A 3,619-nucleotide genomic window follows, 5' to 3' on the forward strand; every position below is an offset into this window, starting at 1 on the left:
GTCGACCATTTCGCTCAGCACCTTCTCAATTCTTTCAAGCCTGTCGATCTTCTCGCGAACGTCCCCTAACTTGTGCTCTGCGAGAGCACTGGCTTCTTGACAGTGGGCGCCATCTTCCAGCCGAAGTAGGTCACTGATCTCATCCAGACTAAAGCCCAGCTGCTGCGCCGTTTTCACGAACGTCAACCTGTCGATATCGGCGGCACTATAGCGTCGAATACCTCCGGGAGGGCGTTCGGGCTCCGATAATAGCCCTCGTCGCTGGTAATAGCGGATTGTCTCGACATTGACGCCGGCCGCCTTGGCCAGGCCGCCAATGGTCATGGTGTCCGCCACTTTATCTGCATGTCTCTTCATGATGCTTGACTCCGTACCAAGCTACGGAAGTAACCTTATCGTAGCTCCCCCCATCCCGAAAGGAGAATCGTCAATGCGGACATCTAAAACGGGGCGAGGGCCCCTGGCCGCCGGAGGAGTCGCGGCCCTCCTGGCCTCGGCGTGTTGCCTCGGCCCGCTGGTGCTGATCACGCTGGGCGTTTCCGGCGCCTGGATCAGCAATCTGGCGGCGTTGGAGCCCTATCGCCCGCTCTTTATCGGCGTCGCGCTGGTGGCGATGTTCTTCGCCTGGCGTCGCGTCTTTCGGCCAGTGGAAAAGTGCCAGCCGGGAGAGGTGTGTGCCGTGCCACGGGTCAGGACGGGCTACAAGGCGATCTTCTGGCTCGTATCGCTGCTGGTGCTAATCGCCCTGGTATTCCCCTACATCTTGCCCCTGTTCTATTAAAAGGAGATCTACCATGAAAGCTCGTTTCGCCTTCATCGCGCTACTCGCCCTGCTCAGCACGCCCGCCTTAGCGGCCCTGCAGACCGTGACGCTGTCGGTGCCGGGCATGACCTGTGCCGCCTGCCCGATCACCGTCAAGGCCGCCCTCAACAAGGTGGACGGCGTCTCGCAAGTCGACGTGAGCTACGCGGATCTCGAGGCCGTGGTCACCTTTGACGACGCCCGAACGTCGGTGGAGGCATTGACCGAGGCCACCATCAACGCTGGGTATCCATCAACCCCGACATCCTCGCAAGCGGATCGAGAGTGATCATGAAGAATCCCAAGCCCCTGCTGCGCGTGAGCGTGATCGGCACCGTCCTGGTGGCATTGTGCTGCTTTACGCCGATCCTGGTGATCCTGCTTGGCACGGTGGGCCTGGCGGGGCTGACGGGCTATCTCGACGTTGTGTTATTGCCGGCCCTGGCCTTCTTCATCGGCCTGACCATTTATGCGATTTGGCGTAAGAAGCAGTTCGACGCCTGTTGTGACAACGGCTCTATCAAATCAAGGAATACGCCCCCTGAGTGACATCAAGCAGCTGCACATCGCGGTCATCGGGTGAGTTGTTTACGAGCTTGCCCGCCACGGTGAAGGAATAAGCGTGAAAGATTCGCAGAAATTTTTAAGCGTCGTGCTTGGCACCGGGTTGATGGTGCTGTGTTGCGCCGCGCCAATCGCCCTGGTGCTATTCGGTACGGCGGGCCTGGCCGCGTTGGCAGGCTATCTCGATTACCTGCTGTTTGCCGCCCTGGCCATCGGCTTACCTCTCTACGCGCGATACCACAAGCGGAAGCAGGATGCCGGCTTTACTAATGAAGACTCGGAGAAACGTGATGATTGAACTCAACGTGAGTGGCATGACCTGTGACCGCTGTGCGGATCATGTCAGGGAAGCCCTGGAGAAGCTGCCCGGCGTGCAGTCGGTGGAGGTATCCTATCCTCAGGGGACGGCATCGGTAGCCGTTGATCCGGAGACACCGGCCTCGGCGTTGACGTTTGCCGTGACCCGACTTGGCTACCAAGCTCGACTGGCCAACAGTGGGCCCACTTCCCCGGCAGGCGCATCGGTGTCCAAGGGCCGTGATGAAGACGCCCCGCACATCGCGGTGATCGGCAGCGGCGGCGCCGCCATGGCGGCGGCCCTGAAAGCCGCCGAGCGCGGCGCCCGGATCACCCTGATCGAACGCGGCACCGTCGGCGGTACTTGTGTCAATACAGGCTGTGTGCCTTCGAAGATCATGATTCGCGCGGCCCATATTGCCCACTTGCGTACGGAAAGTCCCTTCGATGCAGGCCTGAGCGCCCAGGCGCCGGTGGTGGATCGGGCCAAGCTGCTCGAGCAGCAGCAGCGACGTGTCGAGGAACTGCGTGACGCCAAGTACGAGGGGATTCTGCGCGACCACCCGGCCATCACGGTCCTGCACGGCGAGGCCCGGTTTATCGATGCCCATAGCCTGATGGTCAAGCTGAACGAGGGCGGCGAGCAGGTCGTCCACTTCGACCGCGCCTTAATCGGTACTGGCGCCCGACCGGCAGTACCGCCGATCCCGGGTCTTGCCGACACCCCCTACCTGACCTCTACCAGTGCGCTGGCCCTGGACACCCTTCCCGAGCGGCTGATTGTGATCGGCGCCTCGGTGGTGGCCCTGGAACTGGCCCAGGCCTTCGCCCGGCTGGGCAGCCGGGTCACGGTGCTGGCCCGCAGCCGCCTGCTCTCCCAGGAAGACCCGGCGGTAGGGGATGCGGTGGAGGCGGCGTTTCGCCGCGAGAGCATCGAGGTCCTCAAGCAGACCCAGGCGAGCCGCGTGGACTACACCGACAATGAATTCATTGTCGACACCAACGCCGGCACCTTGCGGGCGGATCAACTGCTGGTGGCCACCGGACGGACACCCAATACCGAGGCCCTGAACCTGGCGAGCCTCGGCGTGGAAACCGCACGTGGGGCGATTCTGGTCGATGAGCATCTGCACACCACGGTGCCGGGGCTCTATGCCGCCGGTGACTGCACCGATCAGCCGGAGTTCGTCTATGTCGCCGCCGCCGGGGGCAGCCGGGCTGCCGTCAACATGACCGGGGGCGAAGCCACCCTGGACCTGAGCGCCATGCCGGCGGTGATCTTCACCGACCCCCAGGTGGCCACCGTCGGCCTGACGGAAGCCGAGGCCATCGAGCAAGGCTTCAGCGTCGATACCCGCGAGCTGGACCTGGAAAACGTGCCGCGTGCGCTGGTGAATTTCGACACCGGTGGTTTCATCAAGCTGGTGGCCGAACGCGACTCGGGCCGGTTGCTGGGGGTGCAGGCGGTGGCGGGGGAAGCCGGTGAGCTGATCCAGACGGCGGTGATGGCGCTACGCGCACGCATGACCGTACACGACATCGCCAATGAGCTATTTCCCTACCTGACCATGGTGGAAGGGCTCAAGCTCTGTGCCCAGACTTTCACCAAGGATGTGACGCAGTTGTCCTGCTGTGCCGGGTGAACGATATGAGCGCGACCGTGGTGCCACTGGGCGGCGGCACCACGGGTTTTGGGCATGGACACCACAGGGAGCTCTGTCACGATGAACACGACACTACCCGATTGCGGGATGATGGGGGCGATGGGCTGGATAATGCCAGTGATCGGAATTGCCCTACTATTGCTGCTGGTCCTGGGCATCGCCTGTTTGGTGAAGTATCTGCTCTCTAGCAAGTGAGCGTACTGAGCGAGCCATCAACCAGCTAATCCGTTGTGGGTTGAGTTTGTCGGCCACCTTTCTCTCTCGCATACCAACCAGATAATCCGGATACCCA

7 protein-coding genes are annotated in these 3,619 nt (G+C 62.1%); 6 read left to right on the forward strand and 1 reads right to left on the reverse strand.

Annotated elements, in window-relative coordinates; all coding sequences use genetic code 11:
- Positions 1-357, reverse strand: a 357-nt coding sequence (locus YERSI8AC_RS00005) for a MerR family transcriptional regulator (RefSeq protein ID WP_159178005.1), incomplete at its 3' end; no start/stop codon positions are given.
- A gap of 73 nt (positions 358-430) precedes the next feature.
- Between YERSI8AC_RS00005 and merT the strand changes: the two genes are divergently transcribed.
- The 6 genes from merT to YERSI8AC_RS00035 all read left to right on the forward strand — a co-directional run bounded on the left by merT (position 431) and on the right by YERSI8AC_RS00035 (position 3,522).
- The gene (gene merT, locus YERSI8AC_RS00010) at positions 431-781 is read left to right on the forward strand and encodes a mercuric ion transporter MerT (RefSeq protein WP_027965778.1); all 351 of its coding nucleotides are present in this window, start codon (positions 431-433) and stop codon (positions 779-781) included.
- A 13-nt stretch (positions 782-794) separates the two neighbouring features.
- On the forward strand, positions 795-1,091 hold the full coding sequence (gene merP, locus YERSI8AC_RS00015) for a mercury resistance system periplasmic binding protein MerP (RefSeq protein WP_022519794.1): 297 nt from the start codon (positions 795-797) through the stop codon (positions 1,089-1,091).
- Between the two features lie 2 nt (positions 1,092-1,093).
- Positions 1,094-1,351 carry a mercury resistance system transport protein MerF gene (gene merF, locus YERSI8AC_RS00020; RefSeq protein WP_033988342.1) on the forward strand — a complete coding sequence of 86 codons (258 nt, stop codon included), beginning with the start codon at positions 1,094-1,096 and terminating at the stop codon, positions 1,349-1,351.
- Between the two features lie 73 nt (positions 1,352-1,424).
- Entirely contained in the window at positions 1,425-1,664 is a 240-nt protein-coding gene (merF, locus tag YERSI8AC_RS00025) for a mercury resistance system transport protein MerF (protein ID WP_027965777.1), read from the forward strand.
- Positions 1,657-3,306: a mercury(II) reductase gene (gene merA, locus YERSI8AC_RS00030; RefSeq protein WP_082051506.1), complete on the forward strand. Its 1,650-nt coding sequence runs from the start codon at positions 1,657-1,659 to the stop codon at positions 3,304-3,306. Before merF (YERSI8AC_RS00025) ends, merA begins: the two co-directional genes overlap by 8 nt.
- Before the next feature lie 81 nt (positions 3,307-3,387).
- A complete protein-coding gene (locus tag YERSI8AC_RS00035) occupies positions 3,388-3,522 on the forward strand; it encodes a hypothetical protein (RefSeq protein WP_008957399.1) in 135 nt (44 codons plus the stop codon).
- Positions 3,523-3,619: the final 97 nt, after the last annotated feature.

Source organism: Halomonas sp. 113, from assembly GCF_904067645.1.
GTDB classification, from domain to species: Bacteria; Pseudomonadota; Gammaproteobacteria; order Pseudomonadales; family Halomonadaceae; genus Vreelandella; species Vreelandella titanicae.

Excerpts from the sequence above, each read along its gene's own strand:
- merT (WP_027965778.1), top strand. The coding sequence starts at position 431 with ATGCGGACATCTAAAACGGGGCGAGGGCCCCTGGCCGCCGGAGGAGTC.
- merP (WP_022519794.1), top strand. The coding sequence starts at position 795 with ATGAAAGCTCGTTTCGCCTTCATCGCGCTACTCGCCCTGCTCAGCACG.
- merF (WP_033988342.1), top strand. The coding sequence starts at position 1,094 with ATGAAGAATCCCAAGCCCCTGCTGCGCGTGAGCGTGATCGGCACCGTC.
- merA (WP_082051506.1), top strand. The coding sequence starts at position 1,657 with ATGATTGAACTCAACGTGAGTGGCATGACCTGTGACCGCTGTGCGGAT.
- YERSI8AC_RS00035 (WP_008957399.1), top strand. The coding sequence starts at position 3,388 with ATGAACACGACACTACCCGATTGCGGGATGATGGGGGCGATGGGCTGG.